At 46.0% G+C, this 1,509-nt stretch carries 2 protein-coding genes; one reads left to right on the top strand and one right to left on the bottom strand.

Annotated features, from left to right (window positions below):
- The coding region (locus R7F67_RS23975) for a DMT family transporter (RefSeq protein ID WP_318057430.1) at positions 1 to 891 on the bottom strand (891 nt) is incomplete at its 3' end.
- Positions 892 to 1,003: 112 nt separating this feature from the next.
- Between R7F67_RS23975 and R7F67_RS23970 the strand changes: the two genes are divergently transcribed.
- On the top strand, positions 1,004 to 1,509 hold a 506-nt coding region (locus R7F67_RS23970), incomplete at its 3' end, for a LysR family transcriptional regulator (protein WP_318057429.1).

The following is a 1,509-nucleotide window of genomic DNA, read 5'->3' as shown; positions in this document are numbered from 1 at the left end:
ATGCTTGACCAATACATCCCAGCACCCATTCAATACCGTCGCGAGCACAATTAAGCCCATGCCCGCGATTTGAGTGCGGCTCATTACATCAGCGAAAAAAAGTGATTGCCAAACGGCCGTAAACAACAAGTTGGTAAAAATCAGTGGTGCGAGTTGAGAGCCGCTACTGGCCAGTTGATAGGCTTTTGCACGAAACACTTGAGTATTGATGATCAACATCGACATGGCTAATAGCAACAGCACACTAGGCTCAACGGATAGTGAGAATGAATGAGCCCCCAACAGTCCAGAGCCATCGTTGATAAGCGCCAAAGGCAGAATAAATAACGCGGCAAAGCTAAACGCCCAGAAGTTGATCTCTAGCGGCGACATATTACTTTTGCTGACTTTATACAGCGTCAATTGTGAGCCGGAGTTAAACAGACCGCCAGCCAAACCAAGCAGTAAGTCGTATCGCAAAGTAAATTCGCCTTCCGTTCCAGCCAACAACACCACACCACTAAACGCCATCACAATACCAAAAACGGTGGACGCACGAATTTTTCCATGCCAGACAAGCTTTTCAATCACAGGCATAAACAACGGGCCTGTAGCAAAAAGAACCACACTTTCGACCAGTGTTAACGTTTGAAGAGACGCAATAAAACACAATTGAGACAGACCAATACAAAGTGCGCGTAGCAAAGTGGGCTTCAACTCGGTCGATTTCGGCAGTTTGATGCCTTTCGGGATCAGAACTAAGAGCAAGATAAGCGCAGGTAGGAAAAATCGCAGAAAGCTGAACATGGTTACCGAAAGCGCCTCAGACAGCTGCTTTGCTAGCAAGCCCGTAACAGATAAGCTTAATGTAGACATCAACATAAATACGATGGGTTTGTGAACGTGATTCATTAGATACTCCTTAATTCTCGGAGCATTTTATGAAAAGTGACTTTATAGAAATAGCGAGTAATATTAACCACTATTGTAAGTAAAACTTACACATTGAAAACAGGTTCGTTCCATGCGCAAATTAGTACCATTAAAATCCATCTACGCGTTTGTGGCGGTGGCAGAATCAGGCAGTATGACGGAAGCCGCCCAGCTTCTGAGCGTTAGCCACTCGGCGATCAGCCAAGCAATTAAATCTCTCGAAAGCCAAGTAAACAAACCGCTTTTTGACCGAATTGGACGCCATGTGTACCTCAATACGGAAGGCAAAAAATACTACCGCAAAGTCGCGCCAGCGTTAGAACAAATCGTCGATGCAACCGAAGCACTGATGCACGATCAGAACTCTCAACGCATCACGCTAAACATGGTGAATTCCTTGGCACTGCATTGGTGGATCCCACGTATGCCACGCCTTCAAGCCTATGCGCCCCAACTTGATGTGCGCCTATCTAACCTTTCTGGACGGTTCAATTTGGAACAAGAAGGCGTTGATGCTGCGTTGGTGCATGGCAACACTGAAGAGTGGCAAGACTACTATTGCGAAAAGCTCAGTGAAGACGAACTGGTATTAGTGTG

It is taken from the genome of Vibrio sp. YT-17 (assembly GCF_033337375.1).
Classification (GTDB): Bacteria; Pseudomonadota; Gammaproteobacteria; order Enterobacterales; family Vibrionaceae; genus Vibrio; species Vibrio alginolyticus.
This window is presented reverse-complemented; position numbering and strand designations above follow the sequence as displayed.